Below are 23,814 nucleotides of genomic sequence, written 5' to 3'. Positions count from 1 at the left end.
GCGCGACACGAAGTCGGAGATAGAATCATGAATACTTAATTGTTCTCCGACTAAGGCATATATCCTTCTCTCAATGCGGTTTAGCAACCGCATTTTTTTTGCGCCGTAAAAACGTACGGCCTGGTCGATTGTTTTTTCAATCGATCAGGCCGTAGTCTTTTTTATTCCTTGGTCGGCACATGCCTGTGCTAAATCCTTCCCTTGTTCTCCACGGCATTCCAACAAAACGGTTATCGGATGTCGATCGACCCGGTGTTAGCCACCGAGTCGCGACCGATGGCTTGCGTATTGGTCAGCGTATTTTTGGAGGCATTGATCACAGTGGATTTTTCGACTTTCGAACCAACCACATTGATCGAACCGGTGCTGGCGGCGCTGTTGCGGCCGATGGCTTGTGTATTGGTCAATGTGTTTTTCGATGCGTTGATCAAGGTGGATTTTTCGATTTTAGAGCCTTCGGCCATTGCGTTGCTGCTAAATACGGCTAGTAGAGCGACTGCTGCAAATGTTACGTTTTTCATGATAGTTTCCTCTGGTTACTGTAATTAGTGTATTGGGTTCAACCCGCCGTTGAACTTGGGTACAGTATCTCGATTTCGAGGAAGAATTGCGGTGACTGAGTAACAACGATTGTGTGATTTATTTACTGTGTTCTGCCATCGTCATCCTCATCGGTCTGTTCCGGCAGATATTGCTGAAAGGCATCGCACAGCGCTCTATAGAGAGGCTGAGGATTCATCAACTTAGATACCCCTGAAGCGATAAATGCGGCGGCCATAATCGGAATGGAAATATCATGATTGTGGGTTATTTCCAAGATAAGCGTAAATGAAGTCAGTGGCGATTGTAGCATTCCGGAGAAATAGGCCGTGATAGTCAACATGATCATCACCGAAGCCGGCGCGATCGGAAACCAATTGGCCAAATTAGCGCCGAATCCGGCGCCGGTAGCGATAGAGGGGACAAAAAGTCCACCCGGAATGCCACTGAAAAACGTTGCACAAGTGGCCAACATTTTATAAACGGGTAATAGCGGGTCCATTGGCGCACTACCGTACATTATGTTTTTGGCCATTTGATATCCGGTTCCGAAAGTCTGGCCTTCCGAGACAAAACCGATCAATGCAATGATACAACCGCAAACAAAGGCAGACGGAATGTAAGGTAGTTGTAATCGACGCATAAAATGATGACCGGAAACAATGATCCGGCTGAATAGACCGCCTAATAAACCGCCGACAATGCCGCAGAATGGAATAGCGAGCCATTCATCGCCCCAAGGTAAATCTAAGGGATTATCGGTAAAATAAATGCTGTAGTGCAGTATCGAATAAGCAGTCATACCGGAAAAAATAATCGCGGTTAATACCAAGGTGCTAATCCGTTCTTCCAGCGCTCTTCCCATTTCTTCAATAGCAAACATAATTCCGGCCAAAGGGGCACTGAACATCGCGGCAAATCCGGCCGCGCTCCCCGCCAAAAGCAACCCTTTACTCATGTAAAGTGTAGGGAAATTAGCTACTTTGCCTAAAGATGCCATGATCGATGCACCAACATGCGTAGCCGGACCGCCAAATCCGACTGAAGCCCCCGATAACAAACCCAGAATCGGCAAGAAAGTTTTACCGACGGCAATACGTAAAGAAACCAACTTGGTGCGTTCGCTTAAGGTATAAGGAATTTCTAATGCCGTTTTTACCTGAGGAATCCCGCTTCCTTGGCTGCCTGGAAAAAATCGAAAGGTCAACCAGGCTGTGAAGGCAATACCGAATGGAGGGGCGACGAATTTAAACCAGCGATAATCGGCTGAAGTCGTGCGAAAAATCGTTACGACCCATTCGCTCAACAATGTCATCGATGCGATCGATACGCCGATGACGATAGCCCCTAACCAAAAAACCAGACGATGCTTCCATGGATTAGCGGATAAAAAGACTTTGTTAAATTCGAGCATGACGAGATTTTTCCACCTTTTTCGGTTATGAAACTGCGACAATCTGTCGCGCGGCAATCGGTCACATTCCGGAATAAAGAGAAGCCGGCTAAGATATGCACAACTCAATCGCTGATGCGTTTGTGCTCACATATCCTTCCTCTTGTATGCGGCTTTTTCAGCCGCATTTTTTTTGCCCTGCGTTTCCCTTCGGGCGTGGCGTTTTTAACGAAATCGCTTGTTATTCAATCGGCTCCCTTCTTGAAAAAAATCCCACAATTAACAACCCGACAAAGATTGCCGTCAACAAGCTAGGCATCAATTCGAAATGACGCTGATAAAAAGTGGACGCCGGTTCTTTTTGGTAAGGGACGGTATATAAACCGGACCATTCTTGATTGAGCGGCGATCGATGCAGCACTTTGCCGGAAGCCAACGCTACGGTCGATATACCGGTGTTGGTTACTCTGACGACAGGCCTTCGAAATTCGACGGCTCGCGCCAACGTCATATACAGATGTTGATAAGGCTCCTGCCAGGTTCCGTACCATGAGTCGTTGGTCGCATTGACAATAAATTGCGCGCCGATGTCGGATAGGCCTTTCGAAAAATCCGGAAACAAACTTTCATAACACACCTGCGGCCCGACTTTATAATCATTTAATTGCAATAACACGGTCGGTCCCGGCCCTTCGGCGAAATTACCGACCATCGGAAACCAATCGCGCAGCCATGGGAATTTTTTTTCACCGGGGATATATTCGCCCAAAGCCAATAAGATTGTTTTGCTGTAATGCGGTTCGATAACGGTTCCTTGCCTATCTAATGCAAAAAGCGAATTGGTAATCAAACCGGAACGCTCGTCCTTAGCATAGGCGCCGGTTATCATTCCGATTTGACGTTCGCGCAAGTATTCGCTAAGTACTCGGGCATAATAAGACTCGTTGTATTGTCCGCCAAGCAAAGACGGAAACGAGGTTTCCGACCACAACACAAAGTCGACTGCAACATCGGGATTCGACTCCAAACCGTTTTCGGTCACGGTCAGATATTTTTTTAGAATTTCAGTCTGAAAGCCCTTGCCGTGCGCGGCCGCATGTTTTTCCGTATTGCCGATATTGGCTTGCACCAAAAGCGTATTGAAAGAGGCTTCAGGTTCCGGCAAACGATTTTTCAATACCAAACCGGCCATATTCAAACCGGCAAAAACGATGATAACACCAGCTAAAATCGTCAACCCGCTGCGCTCTCGGCGTTTTTGCCACGCTACCAACAATGGCCAGTTCAGTAATATCGTGATCATGCTCAAACCGGTGAACCCGACAAACTCGGCCCATTGATAAAACGGCAAGCCGAATCCGTACCAGGTATAACCAAAATTCCATTTGAACAGCATCGGCAAGCCGAATTCGCACAATGCAGTCAACACGGCCATGTGCGCGAATGACAACCAATGCGGCCAGCGGAATAACTTTACGCCGGTATACCACAGTAAGCCGGCGGCCGGGACGAACAAATGACCGAATAATGCGAACAAGAGCATACCGATACCGGCTACAAACCAGTTGACCTGAGCAAATTCATGCAACGTATAGGTCACCCAATTGAAGCCGATCAGGGTGTAAATGAAGGTCGTCATAAAACCGCCGAGCAAGACGTTTTTCAAACTATTCTGACGGCTCCAGAACAGCCAAAGCGGTACGAAACAGAACAACGACGCCCAGGGAGGAAAAGGAATATAACTCGTTCCGATAAAGACGCCTGAGGCAATAGGCAACAGCCATGGATGTTTGAGAAGCGATGCGGCTGTTTTCATTATGTATGAATGCTTTGATTGATTGTCGAATGACTAGTCGCCAGCCGTTTGATAAAGCCTATTTTCACTTAAGATATGGTCAAAAATAATTTTCAAGATAGTTTGAGCGTCGTAGGGTGCGCATCGCGCACCTTTCGACGGTGCCTAACCGACATAAGCCCGACCCAGGTGCGCGATGCGCGCCCTACATCTTGCTGCCATTAAGTTATAGGGAACCTCGTCATTCCGCCATGCCCCCTAGCAGGACGGGGTTTGCAACCCCGTCCTAAACGTTTTGACTTTGGCCGAAGTCAGCCGAAATATTTAGGCCAAACCGAAACGTTGGGGACGGGTTAAATAACCCGTCCCGCAGAAAATTTTTAAGTGTTTCCGGTCGCGGTGGGAGTTTTCAACTTTTACCGCATACAGAGCCTTTGTAGTAACCATTCGGTTACAAAAACCTCTTAAATCATTCATTGGAGAGCAACTTACGCTCTTTCCCAAGCTCCAGCTTGGGAAAGACACCCCGGAAGCTCCCCCTTCGGCTGCGCTCAGGGCAAGAGCTTCCTGTGACCGACACAACCTCCGCACATTCTCAATCAATCCCGATTCGCTCGCTCGTTAAATCTTTCTTGATTGTCGGGAAGCTAGAGCTTCCCGAACAGGTTACCCAAGCTGGAGCTTGGGTAACAGCATATTTTAGTTTTTGCGACTACGACTAGCCTCTGCTCGGACACTTGGCTTCGGTAAGCTGAAGCATCTTGCTAATCAGGTAACCATTTGAATATTTTCGTGCGTTTCGTGGACAAAATGCTTATAGGTTGAACGGAATACTTAGACCGCTTATTCGGCCTCTTTCGCTTCTTCCTCGGTGGTCATGATCAACGACGCAAAACAATTCATCATGCTCTCGGTATAGTTGGCATGCGCGTCGGCAAGCTCCTTGGGTGAGCCGAATTCAGCTCTGAGCTCATTGAGCACCTCCTCCGGGTTTTCCGCTTTGCTCAATGTCAGCATTTTCGTGTAACTGCGATAGGCCGAGCGTCGTTTCGGGTCGAACGCTAAAACGCCGGGCATGTTATGCGAGCTTAGATCCACGACACAGCGCGCCATCGTCTCCGGCGACAAGTTATAATCTTTCACATCTTTCTCTCCTTGCATGTCTTCGAGAACAGCTTGTTCATATTCCGTTTTTTCGCTGCACGCAACGAGTACTAACGCGCCCAATGCAATAACTACTATTTTTTTCATTCGATTACCTGATGATGAGTTGCCGGAAATTGAGGCAAGTGGGTGATATCTGTCATGGCTTGTTCGATCCATGCTTCCGCTTCGGCATTGATATCGCCGGCTTTTCGATTTTGGGTCTCGATAGGCGGACCTATTCTGACCTGAACGACGCCCGGATATTTCAAAAAACTGTAACGCGGCCAACATTCCCCGGCATTATGAGCGACAGGAATTACCGGGTAACCTGATTTTTGCGCGAGTATCGCACCGCCGGCATTGAATTTCTTTCTTTCTCCGGGAGCGGCGCGTGTTCCTTCCGGAAAAACCACGACCCATAATCCTTCCTTTAAGCATTCCGTGCCTTTATCGATCAATGTCTTTAGCGCTTCGCGTTGATTGTTGCGATTGATCGCAATCGGTTTGAGAGTAGCCAATGCCCACCCCCAAACCGGCAGCCATAGTAAGGATTCCTTGAGTACCGCCGTTTGCGGAGGCAAGATTTTTCTCAGCGCCACGGTTTCCCATGCCGATTGATGCTTGCTGAGCACTACCGCGGCATCAATGCCTTTAATATGCTCTAAACCTTCCACTTCATAACGGATTCCGCAGGATTTTTCGACCATCCATAGCAGCAAATTTATCCAAATGCCTGCGATTTTATAGCGGACCGAAAACGGCAGGACCGCGCAGGCCAAGATGATCGGTCCGAACAACAGCGTCGATATGATGATACCCAGTAATAATAAGGTGGACCCGAGATAGACGCGAAAGGACGGTTGATAATTGATTGAAGTCGACTGAGTCATGGATGAAAATGTTCAAGAAATCACGCAGAATTAAAAAACCGCTCGAACCGGTATAATGAGCAAACCGGCTCGAGTGGCAATCGCTCCGATTTACGATTGCAGCCTTGAAATATCGGCGATTTGTAAAAACTGCTCGGACAGCATGTTCAGCAAGCCGAGGCGGCTATTACGCAGCTCGATATCGTCGGTCATGACCATGACGTTGTCGAAAAATGCATCCACGGTATCCTTCAGTTGCGCCAGGCGATTCATCGCGGCTGAATAATCCTGTTGTTGCAATAGCGGTCCGATCGCCTCGGCGGATGCCTGCGCGGCTTGCAACAATTGGATTTCCGCCGGTTCTGCGAGTACATGACTATCGAAGTCTTGAGGCGCCTCGGTTTTTTTCAAAATATTGCGAATTCTTTTGTTGGCGCCGGCCAGGCTCTCGGCTTCAGGGCGTTGCCGGAACGTTTTGACGGCTTCCAAGCGGCGCATGAAATCCAACGGTTGCTCCGGCAATACGACCAGCACCGCGTCGAATTCGTCGGGGCTAAAACCCTTGTCCGAACAATACCCTTTAAGCCGGTCGTAGATAAATTCCAGCACCATTCGATGCGTTTTAGCCCGGTCGAAGTCGTGCTCGACTTGTTCAATTGCAAAATCCACGCACGCTGTCAAATTTAACGGAAGTTCGCGTTCGATCGCGGTGCGAAGTACGCCGAGCGCGGCGCGGCGCAGTGCATAGGGGTCCTTATCGCCGGTCGGAATCAAGCCGGCGCTGAAGATACCGGTCAGCGTGTCGATCTTTTCGGCCAACGACAAAATTTGTCCGGTCTTGCTAGCGGCCGTGACGCTTCCGGATTGCTTAGGAAAATATTGCTCTTCGAGCGCCTCGGCGACTTCGGCCGGCTCATTGTCGGCCAGTGCGTAATAGCGGCCCATGACGCCTTGCAAGTTTGGGAATTCTCCGACCATTTCGGTCAATAAGTCGGTTTTGGCAAGAACGGCGGCGCGTTTGGCCAGGTTCGCATCGGCATCGAGTTGCGTAGCGATGTAATCGGCCAGTTGTTTGACCCGGTGCGTTTTATCGGCCAAGGTGCCCAAGGTTTTTTGGAAAACGATGTTTTTCAGCGCGTCGACCCGGTCTTCAAGACGCAGCTTGCGGTCCTGTTTCCAGAAAAATTCGGCATCGGACAAACGCGGAGTGATCACGCGCTCGTTGCCTTCGCGTATCGATTCCGGACGAGTGCTTTCGATATTGCTGAACGTGATGAAATGCGCCGACAAACTACCGTCGGCCTGCTTGACCGGAAAATATTTTTGATTGGTCTGCATCGTCGTGATCAACACTTCGGCCGGCAACTCCAAATAGCGCGGATCGAAATGCCCGATGACTGGGACCGGCCATTCGTTCAGCGCGGCGATTTCCTCGAGCAGGTCTTCCTCGATATGTGCGGTACCGCCGACCGATTGCGCGGCCTGCTGCGCCGCAAGCCGGATTTTTTGCTTGCGCTCGTCAAAGTCGGCAATGACTTTACCGGAATCGAACAAAATATCCCGGTAGCGGTCCGCGCTCTCGACAGTCAAAGCGACAGGCGCATGAAAACGATGGCCGAAAGTTTGCTTACCTGTAGTCAGGCCGAGAATATCGGTCTCAATGACCTGATCACCGAACAACAGCACCGCCCAGTGCACGGGCCGAACGAATTCGGTCGCATAGTTGCCCCAGCGCATGCGTTTGGCTATCGGCAAAGCATGAATGCTGGCACGCAATATTTCGGGAATCAACTTTTCTGTGGTCTGACCTTCGACCTGTTGACGATAAACCAACCATTCGCCTTTGTCCGTAGTCAAGCGTTCCAGGCCCTCAACCGTTGTGCCGCAACTGGCGGCAAAGCCCTGAGCGGCTTTGCTTGGCGAACCGTCGGCGGCGAATGCAGCCTGCACTGCCGGCCCGCGTTTTTCGACGATTTTATCGGGTTGCGCGACCGCGAGGTTTTCGACCCAAACCGCCAGACGTCTGGGAGTGGCATAGCCTTTAATGCCGGAATAGCTTAAATCGGCATTATCCAGCCCTTGCCTGACATTGTTGAGCAAGGATCGGCTGAGCGTTATCAGCGTTTTCGGCGGTAATTCTTCGGAACCCAGTTCAAACAATAAATGCTTGGCGTCGCTCATGCTTGCTCCTCCTTTGCGGCCAACATCGGAAAGCCCAGCGACTCGCGGCGTTGGTAATAACATTCGGCGACCGATTTAGCCAGGTTTCTGACGCGCAGGATATAGCGCTGCCGCTCGGTAACCGAAATTGCGCGGCGGGCGTCAAGCAAATTAAAGGTGTGAGAAGCTTTGAGTACCATTTCATAGGCCGGTAACGGCAAATCTTGCGCCAACAATTTTTCGCACTCCTGTTCGTAAGTATCGAAACAATTGAATAAGAATTCGACATTGGCATGTTCGAAGTTATAGGCGGACATTTCAACTTCATTTTGATGAAAGACGTCGCCGTAAGTGACCGTTCCGAAAGGCCCTTTGGTCCAAACCAAATCGTAAACGCTTTCGACGCCTTGCAAATACATGGCGATGCGCTCCAAGCCGTAAGTGATTTCACCGGTGACCGGTTTGCATTCGAGACCGCCGACTTGTTGGAAATAGGTAAATTGCGTGACCTCCATGCCGTTCAGCCAGACTTCCCAGCCCAAGCCCCAGGCGCCGAGTGTCGGCGATTCCCAGTTGTCCTCCACGAAGCGGATGTCATGCTCAAGCAAATCCAAGCCCAAATAACGCAATGAACCCAGATACAGTTCCTGAAAATTATCCGGCGACGGTTTCAAGATGACTTGAAACTGATAATAATGCTGCAAGCGATTCGGATTTTCCCCGAAACGACCGTCGGTAGGTCTGCGCGAAGGTTGAACATAAGCGGTATTCCAAGGTTCCGGGCCGATCGAGCGAAGAAAGGTCGCCGGATGAAAAGTACCCGCTCCGACTTCTTGGTCAAGCGGCTGCAATAATACGCAGCCCTGGCGGGCCCAATATTCCTGCAAGGCTAGAATTAGCCCTTGAAAAGTTAATAAGTCGTTATTTGTGCTTGACACGGTTGCTCCAGGGAATAATTAAAAAACGATTCGTCTCCTTAATCGTTTTGTCCGTATTTAAGGCCTTGACTCTAAAGCCACTTACACTTTGTCTAAACAAAAGCGCCGATTGCTAAGATCGACGATATAAAAAATGAGCGATTATAACTGAAATCAATAAAGAACGGGCATGAAAAAAGTTGCGCAATCGACGCCACGATTTTGGCTATGTTCACGTTAATAGTTGAAGTTATCGAAGTATATACCCACCGGATATCAAAATTCGGCACCGGGGGTACGGCCCATACGAATCAAGCTAAGGATTTCTTGATAAATAACGACCTGGAACTATGGGCTTTGTTGAGGGTTATTTACGACCAAATCCTAAGCATAGATATCCCCGTTGCTAAATCGCTACCGACTGCTTTCGGCGAGTCTAAACAGCGTAGCCCGGATGGAGCGTAGCGCAATCCGGGAAGTTCGGAGCCACGCCATTCCCGTATTCCGCTACGCTGCATACGGGCTACGTGCTTTAATAGCAATTTGGAAAAGAGCAGATATGGTGTGACCGTTTTTAGCTCGATGCGTTTGGGGTACTACCTCCTCGGGCACTACCAAGATTTGAAGTGCGAAAGGTATAAACCTAGAAAAAGCATTTCACCATGAAGATCATGAAGAATAGGAAGTTAATTCAATAGCTTATTACGCGTTTGTATAGAACTTTCGCTCACCAAAAAGGTTAGCGAGAAGGATTTGGTAAGTTCTTGGAATCCTTCATGAACTTCATGTGCTTCATGGTTAAACTGCCGAATTCAGGATAAACCTAAAAAGAACAGTTGAGAGTCTCAAACTACGGCTCGCCCTAGGCCCTTCGGCCGCGCTCAGGAGAGCCCCGTCGAAGGGTGAAGGGTAGCTTGAAGGCTTCACCAAGCCGGTAAAAGTGTTGTAGCCCCTTCATGCACTGCTCTTTTTAGGATAGATATTATTTCGATGGCTCGTTTTTCGGACTCGCCTTTGACAAGCGTTCTAATGTCGAACTTAGCTTTAACAATGCACAAGCTAAAGAGTCGTCTTCGCGAGCTTCGGCGTTATGCCGAATTTCGGCAATACTAGCTGCCCCCGGGACATTTACATGGCGCTCCCGTTGCTCAACTTGGAGGTGAAGCGCTTCGGTGATTTTAAATTGTAAAATGTCTACCCGGTGATTAGGTATTTTATCGATAGCTCCCAGGATGGCATTGCGATAAAAACGTAGTTGTGAAGCCCAATTAGCCGAATCGGCATACACCATCAGCTTATTTCGATCGATTACGCAATGCACGGCTCGCTCTTTCAAATGATCGGGCAAGGCCTCCCTAACGATTTTCAATAGTTTTTTTTGTTGTTCAACTTGACTATATAAAGTAGCGAGCGAACGGTTGGGATGCGCAAGCAATTTTCTAAAAGCGGTGGGGTTCGGCATATGCTTGAAAATTTTAATCTACAGTAAGGTCCACACGATTATAAAGAAATTTTTTAATTATTCAGCATAAGTCATATATAAGAAGGTGTCGGGCATTGATTTATAAGGCTGTCTGCAACAGGACGTTGCAGTCAGAGCTTACAGGGACGTATTCACCCAGCACCTAAATACCATAATCTATTTGCTATGATAAACAATTTTGGGTTATTTACTCCCTTTTGATTGAACAACCGACTAAGAATAAAAGGTATGGGATGTGTCTATCGAGGACCGCCGTGAACCTATCCATGGGGGCTTGACGGCAGCAATCCCTGCTGCCGACATCCTCGCTAGCCACACCCCATACCTTCACAAAGTTAGCTAATTTTTGAGTATAAAAGGAGTAGGTGCTGGGTTCACGCGTCCTTAGAAATCAATACCCGACGCCAAACCAACCACATGCGCTGAATAGTTACGAAATTTTCTTGTTAATTCAGTGACTATTAAAAAACACCAACTCTGATAGGGCGATTGATTCTAGACGGTAGCTGTTTTGTCAGTTGACTTTGAGGAAATAAGGCATAGAATAATCTTAGCTTGAAATTCGATATGTCTTTGATGTTTTAGTTACGGCGTTTTTTCTGTAGTGCTCTGTTTCTGTAGATCCTCGTTACGTTCTGCCATTAAGAGATTTCACTATTTCTTAGCTAGACGGTCCGATTTTGGACTAAATTGATTTAATTTTTATTTTTAAGGTTTTGAGTATGTCTACTACTACAACAGGCACAGTTAAATGGTTCAACGCAGACAAAGGCTTCGGCTTCATCGAGCAAGGCCAAGGTCCTGACGTTTTCGTTCATTTCCGCAACATTGCGGGTTCCGGTTTCAAGTCCCTGACTGAAGGCCAAAAAGTTCAGTTTATCGTGACTCAAGGTCAAAAAGGCCCACAAGCCGAAGAAGTTACCGTTATCTAATAACATAGCCAACGGCTAATTATCCGACACACGGACGTGTCGACGAAGACATCCCTTTCCAGTTTGTAACTTTCAATCCCCGGCGATTCTCGTTGCCACACTTTGCACTCATCGTTATATACCCTTTGCCAAACACCCCGACGCCTCCATACCTTATTGCCGAAATTTGAAGTGCGATAGGTATACATAAATTGTAGCGTAAAAAGACAGAAAAAGGGCTGACGATCCTCCCATTGACATTTGAACAATATGAGGCTAATTACGCTGACCACGGGGATTCAACCGGACCTGTTCAATGGCCTGTTTGATTGCTTCGGTGACCTCATTTTCCATTTCTTGATATATTTGATCGGTAATATAAGAGCTTTTATCGACCATGCTCCGCACATAACAGGCAGGCAAGCGATTCAATGCAAGACAGGCAACATCATCAATAAAATCCTGAGTCAACGACTCCTTGCTCTTTTGAGCCATACTCCAAAGCTGGTCAACGACCAATCTTTCATAATAATTATTAATGTTTGGCATACCCTTCCCTACCTACTCAATTTATTAACGGCTAATTATCTGCGTTAGCTGTTTTACGCGTTAAATAATAGTATAAATCTCAAACTAAAGCTTTCATTCCAAAAATCAGCCCGATATGATAGCGATTCAATACCATTTGACAAAACCCTCAAATGAGCTTAAAAAGAACCTAATGGTTTCGAACTGAAATCATTGAGGACATGGCAAAAACACCTTCCCCAATGGCTCTTATGTCTCTGCGTCACCGCCCTTATGTTAACGGAAAACTGTCATTCCGGCATGGATGACCGGCTCTTACGGTTCGTAGGCCCCTTCGAGGGCCCGCTGCCTTGGCTACCAAAGCAAAACCAGTCTGGGGCGTTGGGAACTTGGAAAACCTGAATGTCGGCTATCTTTAGCCAACATGACGACTTAATTTAATGACCGTGACGTTTGTGCATAAGACTGATGGAGAATCGGAAGGTTATTTACAGCCATATCCTAAGATCCTGTCTAATTTATAGGAGGTCAACACATGAAAAAACGTCTATCGATTGTATTATCCGGTGTACTTTGCTCTTTCGCCGCCGCCAGTTTCGCAACGGAACAAGCAGTCCCGTTCCCCGAAGGCTACCGTAATTGGCTTCACGCCAAGAGCATGTTGATTCAACCGGGACACGCATTAGAAGACCCTTTTCAGGGGATTCATCATATCTATGCCAACAAATTAGCCGAAGACGGCTTGAAAACCGGTAAATACAAGGATGGAGCGGTATTGGTTTTCGACCTGCTCAACTATGTCGAAAAAGATAAAACGATACAGGAAGGCGATAGAAAACTGATCGGTGTGATGCTCAAGGATGCCAAGAAGTTTGCCGATACCGGCGGCTGGGGCTTCGAAGGCTTTGCCGGCGACAGCAAAACCAAAAGACTGGTTAGCGATGGAGGTAAATCCTGTTTCGGCTGCCACGCCCCTCAGAAAAAAACCGATTACGTGTATTCGGAGTTTCGTAAATAAATCAGCGCTTTTGACAATATACCTTTCGCACTTCAAATTTCGGCAGTGCCTGGGGAGGCGCCTGGGTGTCTGATAAAGGCTTTGCCAGCATGGAGCTGGCATAGAGCCTACATGGACGTATTCACCCAGCACCTAAATAAGCCATGATTTTGAATCATTGCCAAAGACCTATAGAATTTAGGTGCGGGGTTCACGGCGTCCTTTAGCAGACACCCAGGCGCCGAATTTTGACTTGCGATGGGTATATAAACCACGGACGACGCGGAATCGGCGATTCACGAACCCTTGCGAGCAACAACCATCAATTCGCGTCGTCCATTTAGCGATCCGTTGTCTTGCCCATATTTCCCGGAAATCGTTCAGTCGAAGTAACTGATCGCCCCCATCAGCGGCGTACGAGGATTCAGCGATAATTTTACCGACACGGTATCTAGAAAACCGCTGAAACGGCCCTTGGCTTTAAATGCTTCGATAAACTTGCCAGACTCCAATGCCGACCGAATTTTAGGACCAATGCCTCCCCCGATAAATACACCGCCGGTAGCGAATGACTTTAAGGCCAAATTACCGGCTTCGGCACCGTAAAGCTCCACAAAAATCCGGATAGTTTCGGTACATAAGGGATCTTCGCCGTTGATACCCAATCTTGAAATAATCGCATTACGATCGCAGCCGTAGACACTCGGATAAGCACAGTCAGGAACCGCGGGACAAGGAGGAGCGAAACGGTTTTCTGCCAAAAAGTCATAAATATTGCCGAACCCCATGCCTGAAACGAGCCGTTCGAAACTCACATGCCCGTTATATTTTTTTCTCAGAAAGTTCGATAGCTGATCCTGCTGAACGGTTTGCGCCGCAAAGTCGCAATGACCGCCTTCGGTCGCTATTGGATGATGGCGCGCACCGTCCCAATACAATATGGCTTCGCCGAGACCGGTTCCCGCTGCGATCACAGCCATATTTCCGACTTGTAATTTGGCGTTAGGATTTAACTCCACCCAGTCTTTTGGTTCCAAACACAACATGCCGAGCGCCATGGCTTCCAAATCGTTTAATAAGCGGACTCGATCGGTGCGTAAAGTTTTTTTCAGCGCTTCCGCATCGAGTTGCCAAGGCAGATTGGTCGGCTCACAGCGCTGCTCGATAACCGGCCCTGCGACGCCGAAACAGGCCGAATCGACCTTGACGCCCGCCGGTAAGAATTTATCTAATACCTCATCGAACTCTGGAAATTCAACGCTGCTGAAGGTTTGTTCTTGTTGCAACGAAATCAAACCGTGTTCATTCTTGCTCAATAATGCCAAGGTCGTTTTGGTCCCTCCGATATCGCCTGCCAGAATCATTGTGAATCTCCTTGTTTTGTTTGATTATTATTTTCAAGTAGATAAATCAACGCATCGAGCATGCCGTTGGCGACTTGATGCGGAGGCAGCTGATAAAACGCCTGCCAAGCGAGCGAAACGAACTCTTTGTAATTATCCTGAGCTTCCGGGTGGAGCTTAAGCCAACAAAGCCTGACCGCGTGACCGATGATGATATCGGTCACCAAGGTATCTTCGATTCTAATCGACGGATTGTCGCGAAACACGAAAGCTATTGCGTTTAAGGCTTCGACGGTCAACTGCCGATAGACGGGCGCCTGAATCTTATTCAGCAAATGATTGACATGCAATTTGAAGCTTTGTTCGCCCGACGTCATTTGCGCTAACGTGGTTTCGCTATCCAATCGTCTCTTGCTACTGAGTTTATCACCGATCATCAAGCCTTGACAGTGATGCAAAATATCCCAAACGCCCGTAAAAAAACTTTCGCTTTCCCGGCCCAAGCTGCCCTGGCGTTCGCGCCAGTTATACCAGTCTTCGGCTTCGCCGAAATTTTCAGGATCCATCTTTGGCGAAAAGCGCGCGCAAGTCAATTCCTGGCATTGACCGACATAATTTAACGTTTCGACTCGCTCGAATTGATATTGCGTATTGGTGAAATCCTCGAAGGTCTCTCGGACTTTTTGCATCAACTGATAGGGCGGCAAGGTCAAGACTTCGTTATAAGCCTGATCCAAGGTACAGTTCGAGTCCTTCTTTTGGCGTACCAAAATCAATTGCAAAATATGCCCGACACGAATCGTATGCATATCGGCAAATAGTTCCGGGTGGTACTTGATCAGCATGCCGAGATACAGTATCAGCTCCTGAATGATGATATGCTCACTAGCGTCGTGAGTATCATTGTAAGTGCGGATAATCTCCAAAATCTCCGACGAGTCGACCGGGCGCTTCAAAGTCGCCTTACCGCTGTAAGCTCGACCCACCGTCAATTGATGCTGATGCACCAAAATTTCGGTAGCCGCCTGTTCGAGATCGATATCGTATTTACCGAGCAAGCCCGCGCTACGACGAATGATATCCCAAACCGCAAGATCGCCCGCACGAATATAAACCTCCTCGAGCAAGCCGCGAATCCGACATGGATTGCCGTCGGCATCCTTAAGCCCGGTATCATAATCCAAACCATGTCGCCCAGCCAGTAACACAAGCGCTTCCAGTTGCGCATAGAGATTGGCGCTTGCGGTCAATTGTTCGATCAACGCTTGATCGTCACTGATTTCCCAGGTGATCGTAACAAAAATATTCAGCGGTTCCGGCGGTTCGGTATCGATCGGCAAGACCAGAAAACAAGGCCGCTGAGGCTTGTCCCAAGATGCCTCGGAAAACTTGAAATCATGCAAATAATCAATTTTTTCATAACTTGAGCTTTCGGCCAATTTCGATAGCTCGCCAAATTTAATAGGCGTGCTGTTGATTTGCCCGCTTTGCAGCTCTTGAATAAATTCGATCAACACATCACGATCGTCATCGCTGAGCATATTATATTTAACAACCAATACGAATAACGGATCACCTGTTGCACCGTCCCAATTCTTATGAATGTAAGACAACTCCGAGCGTAAGCGCTGAATCAGCAAACGGTTGTCCATCGCTAGATAAAAGCCTTTTTGATTCAACAATTGGGGTAAAAACACCAAACGTTCGTTGGCCATCAAATAAATTCTGGAGGTCGCCAAAGTTCTTAATTGCCGAAGCGGCCTTCCGGTTAAACCATGATTATCATTGCGCCCGATATTCGTATAGGCCGCAGCCAATTCGCTCGCGTCGCGAATTTGGATAGGCGAAATTTCAGCCAACGTTTGGGTGTCGACCCCCCATGCTTTCAAATCGGCTTGAATCGTATCATCCTCGGCAATCACCGCAACCTGCAAGGTGCAATCGCAGGTTTTCTCGCGGATTTTATGCCGTCCGAGCGGATCGATGTCGTCGATCGCTAATAACCCGTCTTCTATCAGGTTTCCTAGAATGAACAAACCTTGCGCCCAAACCAATGGAATATTTTCGTTCGGAATCCTATCTTGACTATGTGGATTAGCTTTTTCGGTCTCTATCGCCTCCTTTGGTACGATATACAGTTCGGGCAATAATTGCCGCCCGTTTTGTTCAACTAGGAGCGCTTCCAGCTTAACCCTGTATTGCGCCGCCTCGTTATTATTGCCCGCGTACAAATTATTCAGCAGCAGATAACAAAAAAACAACGGCCACTCGCATTCGATGTCCATAAATTGCTTTAATTCATACGGTTCGTAATGCAGCCGACTCGGGTCTTCCAATTCGGTTTGGTGACCGTCCAGCAAAAAACGCTTGCAGCCGTAACGGCCCTCGAGTTTTTCACGGATCAAGGCCTCGGTGCGGCTTTTCAATTCCTGATTATCGACAGCGAAAGCCGGAAATCCGGTAATGCTCAATACCGCCGAATCGACTTCCTTGGATAAGGACTCCCTGGGCAACAGAGATTCCAGCGCGTTACGGGTGCGGGCGATATCATCGCTAATCACATGAATGACCGAGTTTTGCCCGCCCATGGGCCCAAACAAATTGAAGCCGGACATCGCCTCAAGCGCGGCCTTGGCCATGCCGATCGAGCTAGCGTTCAACTCGGCGATGCCCCGATTAATTTTGTTGCCGCGTTCCCAAATACCATAATCGGGAGTCCGGTAAGCCCGGCTGATGTAGTGCACCAAATTCTGCACGAAATTGACTTCGTCGATCGTAAATACGATGCGCAGTCCCGATGCAGTCATTTGCGCCAGCATCAACAAAAATAACGACGTGGCATCCAACTGCAAATGCCCCCATTCGCTGTCGCCGACCACCACTTCGCCGGTTTTTAGATCGTACTTGGCATGCAGCGCATCGAGCGGATCTTGCGTTTGTTTAAACATTTCGACTTTATGCGCTTGGCGCATCATTGCTACTAACAGCCCGCGCATTAACTTAACCACGCTTTGTTCAAGCAAATATGCCTTACCGTTCGGTTCGCCGGATTTTCGATAAGCTAAAGCCAAACCCCAAGGAGCAAGGATGCTATAAACGTTATCGCGAACCCAGGCGTCGTTGTAATTACCGTGAACGTTGTTTGCGGTACTAGCCGGCAGTAAGCCGCTGATCCAGTCTTGTCTATTTAAAATGATATCTCGCACTTCGTCGAAATAGGCATCCAATTTTTCAATTTGCAATTTGTTCTTCATGAATTTTTTCCGTGTAACGAACACAATCTTTTGGATCGTAACTATTTACCCCCCCCCGGCAATTAACGTTCTCACGCTCTGCGTTGGAACGCCTGAGTACCTCTGCAGTGACACAAGACGCCAGAGCGTCTCGGTCTTCATTCCCACGCCGGAGCGTGGGAACGATAGGGGGGTGTGAATAATTACTTGGGACCTGCTTTTTACTTTAACTTAAAGCCATGCAATCAGACGATTTTATTTTTGGGATGAATCAAGCAAATTATATTCCTTACGACTCGAAAGTCTTCTTATCACCAACCGGATTCTGCTAATCTGTTCTTCTATTTCAAGTTTCGGTGTAAAACTTTGTTGCAAATAGACGAGTATCTAATAAAAGAATGTCTATCCGATAGAGGCTGGTATCGGCTGTATCGCGCCGTGCGCGTGCAAGATCGCAAGGAAGTGACGCTTAAATATCTGGAGGAGAGTCATCCGAGCGACACGATGCTGGCATGCTTTCGCAGTGAATTCGACATGCTGAAGCGCGTGGCGATGCCGGCCGTTATCGAGGGTCTGGACTTGTTGAATCACGGCCGGCGCTTGATTTTGGTGCGCGAATACTTTAATGGGTGCACATTACGGGAATATGCGGCCGGCCTGGCATTACCGGTTCAGGAAGCATTTGGCTTGATTTTCGAACTCATTGAGTCGATCGCCGCAATACATCGGCACGGAGTCGTTCACGGCAATTTAAACCCCACCAATATTTTGGTCGACCCGAAACAAATGCAGTTGAAATTGCTCGGCTTCGGTCGAGCCGCATGCGCCTTACAAACCCGTGCTGAACCGGAGGCGCCCTATCCGAGCGAGCGTGAGATCGATTATTTGGCCCCCGAACAAAGCGGTCGGATGAATCGCGGCATCGACTTTAGAGCCGACATCTATGGGCTCGGAACGATCGTATTTGAATTGTTTACCGGCCGCAAACCGTTTATGTCGCCGGACTCGATCGGCGCGATTCACCGCCATATCGCCCATGAGGTCCCCGATCCTAGGGAATTTTGTCCTGACTTGCCTGATGACCTGGCGCGTATCGTCATCGGAATGCTCGCTAAAGACCCTGAAGAGCGTTATCAAAGAGCGGACGAGTTGTTGTCGGATCTTTCGCTCTGCCGACAAGCGTTGTGCAAAGGCCAGAGCATGGAAAGAACCATGCCTTCCGTTTTTCGGAACCCGCGGCAACTCTATGGACGCGAAGCCGAGTTGGGGCAATTGGAAGCCGCCTTGACTCAGGCACGGCATGACAAGGCCGTTCTCTGCCTGGTGACGGGCCCCTCGGGCGTCGGTAAATCGCGCTTGATCGAGTCATTCAACCAACAAAGCCTACCGGCCGATTGCTATTTCATCTCCGCCAAATGCGACCAATTTCAAAATAATCCGCCGGCGCGCTTGTTTCATGACGCATTTAGTCTTTTACTTAAGCAAATATTGGGCGAAAAAGACGAAGCGTTGGCGATCTGGCGGCATCGCTTATTCGAGCAATTGGGAGACGAAGCGGCAGCCGTCATCGAATTGATTCCCGAACTCGAGCTATTATTGGGGACGCAACCGGCGCTTGCCGAATTGCCGGCAGCCGAAAACAAGGTTCGTTCATTGCGGCTGTGGTTACGCTTCGTACAGATCTTTTGCCGGCCGAACCGGCCTCTGTGCGTATTTCTCGATGACCTGCAGTGGGCCGATCCGGCGTTGTTCGAGTGGTTGGCGGCGATGTTGTCGGGCCTGGAGCACCTGTTGTTGATAGCGGCGTACCGCGGCGATGAAGTCAATCCGGGCGATGGAGTGATTGCGCTTGAAAACAAATTTCGCGACGAAGGCGGCCGGGTCGAAACGATCGAGTTGAATGCCTTGCCGATGCCGGCCCTAACCGCGATGATGATAGATTCAATCAGGCTCGAAAAGAAGACGGCGGACGAGTTATGCGCTTCGATCCATGTCAAGACGCAGGGCAATCCCTTCTTTTTCCTACAATATCTGCGCGAGCTTCAGCGAAACAACGTCTTGCAGTATGATGCCGGAACCGGCCAATGGCGCTTCGACCGCGAAAGGCTTTGCGCGGCCGCCATCAGCGACAATGTCGTCGACTTCATGACGAAGCGGGTCGGCAAACTCGACGAGCCGGTGCGTGAATTGTTGAAAATCGTCGCCTGCATCGGCTGTGCGGTAGACCCCGACACGATTGTAACCGTGTTCGGCGAAAACACCTTGCCGTATAAAAATTTGGCCGCCGCCGAAACGTTGGGCTTGCTGCTCAAGCAATCCGGCATGGCAGAAAAAAACAAGGCGCGCTATTTTTTTTCGCATGATCGAGTGCAGCAAGCCGTCCATTCGTTATGCTCGGAACACGAACTGCTCGGCAATCGATTGAAAATCGGCCGTTTTTGGGTCGATCAAGCCAGAATGGGGCATGACAGGTCTTTACTGTCTCAGGCGGTCGACCATCTCAATGCGACTCTACCGTTGATCGACGACGCCGGCGAAAGAAGCCGGCTCGGTGCCGATAATTTTAAATTGGGACTGTGGACCAAGCATCGCGGCGCATTCGAACAAGCCTTACCCTATCTGCGCCATGCCTCGGAATTGCTTGCCGATCGACTACCGAGTTTCGGCGGTTTAGCGTCGGTGCTTTGGCAACTCGCCGAATGCGAACATCTATGCGGTCATCACAAGCAGGCCGAACGGCTTTTCGAACAGGCCGTCACACTGTCTCGCTCCGAACTCGAAAAAGCGCGCATTTTCGAATCGATGATTCAATTCTATGCCGACCAGGCGCGATTCGACCTCGCTTATCGAGTCGGCAGACAAGCCGCCGCATTGTTCGGGATCGATCTGCCCAAGCGCTTCAATCGCCTGAATTTCCTGGCTGAACTCCTGGCTTTGAAGTTCCGTTTACGAAAGTTCACGACCGACGATTTGCTCGATTTGCCGGCAGTCGGCGATGCGAGAATGGACATCGCGATACGCCTGCTGTCGGCTACATTGAAGGTCGCCTATCAAATAAGGCCGGAATTATGCGCCGCGATTTCGGTGAAACAGGTCCGTCGATGCCTGAAGCACGGCAACAATGCCGAGGCCGTGATCGGCTACATGGTATTCGGCGTGATTTTTCTGGGCGGCGTGTTAGGCAATCATCAAGCAGGTTACGATTATGGACGTCTGTCGTTGAGCTTGCTGGATAAATATGCCAATCAGCGGCAGAAGGCCGAAGTCAATTTCGTATACGGTTATTTCGCGAATTCATGGACTCACCCCGCCGTCGACACCGAAACCTATTGGCACACCGCACTCGACGCAGGTCTGGAAAGCGGCGATTGGTTTCACAGCGGCTGCGCCTGTTGCGGATTGATACAAAGCCAACTGATGCGAGGCGTGCCGCTCGATGTAATTTGGCAGGAAAGCGAACGGCTTCTGGCGATACTGAAACGCATCGACGGCCGCGAGCATTCGGGCGTCATTGAAGGCATACGCCAAGCGATACGAAACTTGCGCGGCGATACCGATGCGCCGACATCGTTCGGTTCTGCCGATTTCGACGAAACGGCCTTCGTCGAAGCGTTGGCCGATTACGGTTCGCGGCATTTTGCGCATTATTATTACGTCAACAAAATGCAGAGCTTGTATCTGTGGGGCGATGACGAGCGCGCCATCGACACGAGCCGCGAATCATCGGCCTATCTTAAGGATTCGGCCGGCATGCTGCATGCCGCGGAACATCATTTCTATACGGCATTGATTCTCGCCAAGCGTTATCCAGCGATGTCCCGCATCGAACGCCTCCGTAGCTTTCGAATCATCCGGCGCACCGAGAAAAACTTCGGACACTGGGCACGGCGCTGTCCGCAAAATTTCCAGAGCCGCCTTTTTTTGCTGCAGGCTGAAATTTACCGCCTGCAACGGAAACCGGCCCCGGCGGCATTGGCCTATCAACAGGCGGCCTCCGACGCCGAGCTCAACGGTCAATTACATTTGGAAGGTCTGGCGAACGAACTGGCCGGGCGTCTTTATCGAGAACAGGGTCAGGAACGTCTGGCCCGGTTTCATTTCGAAGAAGCGGCTTATTGCTACCGGCGCTGGGGGGCGACCGATTATTTGCAGCACTTCAACGAGCGCCATGGTTTGACCCTGTCAAACCGAGCCGGGCCGTCGCCGCATAGCGCCGGTCATCGTTGGGATCTCGAAACTTTGCTCAAGGCCGCCGAAACAATCGCGGCTGAACGGCGCCTGCCGGATTTGCTGCAAACCTTGATGAACATTGTAATCGAAAATGCCGGTGCGCAGCGCGGTGTGTTGTTACTGCAGGAAAGCGGCGGCCTATTCGTTCAGGCCGAGGCGCGAATCGATTCCGAAGTTATTGAAATGATGCAACGCTTGCCGCAGGCATTCGCAAGCGACTTGCCGCAGATGGTGATCAACTACGTCTCGCGCAGCCGGGAAACGGTCATCTTGGATAACGCCGGCCAAAGTCCGGTCTACGGGCGGGACAAGGTGATCGCCGAGCGCAAGTTACGTTCTTTGCTATGCACGCCATTGCTGCGGAGCGGCGAACTGCAAGGCGTACTCTATCTGGAAAACAATGCGGCGGATGCCGTTTTTACCGAAGAGCGTGTTTTTTTATTACGGCATTTGAGCGGTCAAATCGCGATTTCGATCGATAACGCTCAGGGTTATCGCTTGCTCGAAGACAAGGTGGCCGAACGCACCGAGCATATCGAAAAGCAGAAAGCGGCGCTGAAAGAAAAAAACACCGAATTGGAAGCGCGCAACGCCACGATCGAAGCGCTCAACAACCGGCTGCTGAATGAAAACCGCGAACGCAGACTTGCCGAAGCCGATTTACAGAAAGCCAACGAGGAATTGCAGCGCCTGGCGACCGTGGACGGCCTGACCCAAATCGCCAACCGGCGCTGTTTCGACGACTATCTGGCGCTGGAATGCCTGCGTCTGGAACGCGATAATGCGCCGCTGGCGCTGATTTTATGCGACATCGATCATTTCAAGCTTTTCAACGACCGTTATGGTCATCAGGCCGGAGACGAATGTTTAATTAAAGTCGCTCAGGCGATTGCCGGCGCATTGCGCAGACCGACCGATCTAGCTGCGCGCTACGGCGGCGAAGAATTTGCCGTGGTCATGCCCCGTACCGGCGCGCCGGGCGCGCTGCAAGTCGGCAAACTGATACAGCAGGCGGTAGCCGAGTTGCAAATTCCGCATCTAAACTCCGAGGCTACCGGGTTCGTCACGGTCAGCATCGGTATCGCAACCGCGAATCCATTTCATAAATGCCCACCCAAGTCGCTGATCAAGACGGCCGACGCCGCCCTCTATCAAGTCAAGGAAAACGGCCGCAACGGCATCGACCTGCAATCTGTTGCATGAGCGGGCCGTTTTTTCAATTCATTGCGCCCCTTCTGGTAAAATACGCGCTTCGATTCAGTCGGCGTCGAGGATAAAAGCGGCAGGATATTTACCGTTTATCGAGCGGCAATGGCCCAGTCTGAAATGTCATAATCGATGAATAAAAATTCACTTTATCTAGTTGGAGCGATTGCCGCCGGTTTTTTCTTTAACCGAGGGCATGAGTTCTCATTTTTAATCAAGTATCTTTTGATGATCATGTTGTTCTTTCCATTGCTGAAAGCGGCTATTCCAAAGGATACGACCGTATATAGCCATGCGATAAAACTGTGCTTAGTCATGGCCGCTACGAGTGTTGCCGCCTATTGGCTATTAAAGAACTTGGACAAGGAACTGGCAACGATCGCTTTTTTGTTGATCGCCACGCCGACCGCGACGGCAGCGCCCATGGTAATTAGATTGCTCAACAAAAATGTGACTTATGTCATTACCGCCGTGGTCACGACAAATTTATTAGCCGCACTGTCGTTACCGTTTATCTTGGATTTTATTCATCCCGAAGAGCGTAACATTAACACCGGCAACATGTTGCTGGCGACAATGACGGTCGTCGGCATACCGTTGGTTTTAGCTCAACTCATTAGAGCATATCGCATTCAGTTGGCGAATAAACTCACAAAGATTAACAAGCTGCCGTTTTTGATTTGGCTACTGGTTATCTACCTTGCCACGGCAAAGGCTTCCGATTATTTGTACAGCCATCACGTTCCATCTCTGACGCTCGGAAAAATTGCTATTATTTCGCTGCTTGCATGCGGATTCAATTTTTTGATAGGCCATTATGTAGGCGGCGTAAATTATGCCGTGGAAGGCAGCCAATCGTTAGGCCAAAAGAATACGATGTTCATGACCTGGATCGCTCTGGAATACGTTTCCCCGCTTGCAGTCTTAGGCCCGGTTTGCTATCTGGTTTTTCAGAATCTTTATAACTCGGTCTTGTTAAGCAGGAATAAGCACCCAAAACCCGTTGGTTAATGAAGAATACAGACGGCAAAGATAAACCTAAATTCGGCAGTTTAACCATGAA

At 49.4% G+C, this 23,814-nt stretch carries 15 protein-coding genes; 4 read left to right on the top strand and 11 right to left on the bottom strand.

Annotation, left to right across the window (positions count from 1 at the left end; genetic code table 11):
- Nucleotides 1–230 precede the first annotated feature (230 nt).
- The 8 genes from WJM45_RS03830 to WJM45_RS03795 form a co-directional block, all read right to left on the bottom strand.
- Entirely contained in the window at nt 231–521 is a 291-nt protein-coding gene (locus tag WJM45_RS03830; protein ID WP_341327663.1) for a hypothetical protein, read from the bottom strand.
- A 122-nt stretch (nt 522–643) separates the two neighbouring features.
- Nucleotides 644–1,954: a chloride channel protein gene (locus WJM45_RS03825; protein WP_341327662.1), complete on the bottom strand. Its 1,311-nt coding sequence runs from the start codon at nt 1,952–1,954 to the stop codon at nt 644–646.
- 220 nt (nt 1,955–2,174) lie between these two features.
- Nucleotides 2,175–3,749, bottom strand: a complete 1,575-nt coding sequence (gene lnt / locus WJM45_RS03820) for an apolipoprotein N-acyltransferase (RefSeq protein WP_341327661.1) — start codon at nt 3,747–3,749, stop codon at nt 2,175–2,177.
- A gap of 822 nt (nt 3,750–4,571) precedes the next feature.
- Nucleotides 4,572–4,979, bottom strand: a complete 408-nt coding sequence (locus WJM45_RS03815; RefSeq protein ID WP_341327660.1) for a hypothetical protein — start codon at nt 4,977–4,979, stop codon at nt 4,572–4,574.
- Nucleotides 4,976–5,764: a lysophospholipid acyltransferase family protein gene (locus WJM45_RS03810; protein ID WP_341327659.1), complete on the bottom strand. Its 789-nt coding sequence runs from the start codon at nt 5,762–5,764 to the stop codon at nt 4,976–4,978. Before WJM45_RS03810 ends, WJM45_RS03815 begins: the two co-directional genes overlap by 4 nt.
- Nucleotides 5,765–5,854: 90 nt before the next feature.
- Nucleotides 5,855–7,924 (bottom strand): glycine--tRNA ligase subunit beta, encoded by a 2,070-nt coding sequence (glyS, locus tag WJM45_RS03805; protein WP_341327658.1) that lies wholly within the window; start codon nt 7,922–7,924, stop codon nt 5,855–5,857.
- Nucleotides 7,921–8,841, bottom strand: a complete 921-nt coding sequence (glyQ, locus tag WJM45_RS03800; RefSeq protein ID WP_341327657.1) for a glycine--tRNA ligase subunit alpha — start codon at nt 8,839–8,841, stop codon at nt 7,921–7,923. The genes glyS and glyQ overlap by 4 nt, the downstream gene beginning before the upstream one ends.
- A gap of 961 nt (nt 8,842–9,802) precedes the next feature.
- On the bottom strand, nt 9,803–10,282 hold the full coding sequence (locus tag WJM45_RS03795) for a DciA family protein (protein WP_341327656.1): 480 nt from the start codon (nt 10,280–10,282) through the stop codon (nt 9,803–9,805).
- A gap of 743 nt (nt 10,283–11,025) precedes the next feature.
- Here WJM45_RS03795 and WJM45_RS03790 point away from each other — a divergent pair.
- Nucleotides 11,026–11,235 (top strand): cold-shock protein, encoded by a 210-nt coding sequence (locus tag WJM45_RS03790; RefSeq protein ID WP_017840831.1) that lies wholly within the window; start codon nt 11,026–11,028, stop codon nt 11,233–11,235.
- Between the two features lie 255 nt (nt 11,236–11,490).
- Here the strand turns inward: WJM45_RS03790 and WJM45_RS03785 are convergent, their stop codons facing one another.
- Nucleotides 11,491–11,763, bottom strand: a complete 273-nt coding sequence (locus WJM45_RS03785) for a late competence development ComFB family protein (protein WP_341327655.1) — start codon at nt 11,761–11,763, stop codon at nt 11,491–11,493.
- 514 nt (nt 11,764–12,277) lie between these two features.
- Between WJM45_RS03785 and WJM45_RS03780 the strand changes: the two genes are divergently transcribed.
- Nucleotides 12,278–12,760, top strand: coding sequence for a cytochrome P460 family protein (locus WJM45_RS03780; RefSeq protein WP_341327654.1), 483 nt, complete (start codon nt 12,278–12,280; stop codon nt 12,758–12,760).
- A gap of 359 nt (nt 12,761–13,119) precedes the next feature.
- Here WJM45_RS03780 and glk read toward each other — a convergent pair whose 3' ends face one another.
- Complete coding sequence (gene glk, locus WJM45_RS03775) at nt 13,120–14,103, bottom strand: glucokinase (protein WP_341327653.1); 984 nt, start codon at nt 14,101–14,103, stop codon at nt 13,120–13,122.
- On the bottom strand, nt 14,100–17,336 hold the full coding sequence (locus WJM45_RS03770) for a glycoside hydrolase family 15 protein (protein WP_341327652.1): 3,237 nt from the start codon (nt 17,334–17,336) through the stop codon (nt 14,100–14,102). Before WJM45_RS03770 ends, glk begins: the two co-directional genes overlap by 4 nt.
- Before the next feature lie 345 nt (nt 17,337–17,681).
- Between WJM45_RS03770 and WJM45_RS03765 the strand changes: the two genes are divergently transcribed.
- Entirely contained in the window at nt 17,682–22,748 is a 5,067-nt protein-coding gene (locus WJM45_RS03765; protein WP_341327651.1) for a diguanylate cyclase, read from the top strand.
- A gap of 135 nt (nt 22,749–22,883) precedes the next feature.
- Nucleotides 22,884–23,762, top strand: a complete 879-nt coding sequence (locus WJM45_RS03760; protein WP_341327650.1) for a hypothetical protein — start codon at nt 22,884–22,886, stop codon at nt 23,760–23,762.
- Nucleotides 23,763–23,814: the final 52 nt, after the last annotated feature.

Origin of the sequence: Methylotuvimicrobium sp. KM2, from assembly GCF_038051925.1 — a bacterium.
Classification (GTDB): domain Bacteria; phylum Pseudomonadota; class Gammaproteobacteria; order Methylococcales; family Methylomonadaceae; genus Methylotuvimicrobium.
The sequence above is the reverse complement of the archived record's forward strand: the minus strand, read 5'-3'. Positions and strand labels throughout refer to the sequence as shown.